Source organism: Streptomyces sp. SM1, assembly GCF_002910825.1.
Taxonomy (GTDB): domain Bacteria; phylum Actinomycetota; class Actinomycetes; order Streptomycetales; family Streptomycetaceae; genus Streptomyces; species Streptomyces okerensis.
On record NZ_NEUB01000547.1, the window covers coordinates 1 to 373 of the forward strand.

A 373-nucleotide genomic window follows, 5' to 3' on the forward strand; every position below is an offset into this window, starting at 1 on the left:
AGACGAGCAGGACCGGCCGCCCGCTGCCGCGGGCCGCGTCGAGGAGGTCGGCCAGTTTCGCGATGTCCCCGGTGCGCCAGCGGGCCCGTCCGCTCTCCCGCCCGTCGGCGAGGGCGTCGTCGATGGTGTTCACGACGACCCCGACGATCCGGTCCTCGTGGGCGAGCTCCTCCAGCAGCGCGGGCGCGAGCCGGTGTCCGGCCGTGCCCTCGTAGCCGCCCTTGTGGAAGAGGACCGAACTGCGCCTGCGCTTCTTCCAGAAGGTGGCGAATCCGGCGCGTTCCACGTCCTGTCCGCCGTCGGCGGCGGTGCCGCAGAGCAGGGAGGCGCGGCTGACGCGCGTCACGGTGGGCAGCATCGCCACGGCGGCGAG

The 373-nt window shown here is 74.3% G+C and carries 1 pseudogene; it reads right to left on the bottom strand.

The window, feature by feature from the left end:
• Positions 1–346: pseudogene (locus tag B9S61_RS13505) on the bottom strand (BREX-2 system phosphatase PglZ); the annotation flags it as partial.
• Positions 347–373: the final 27 nt, after the last annotated feature.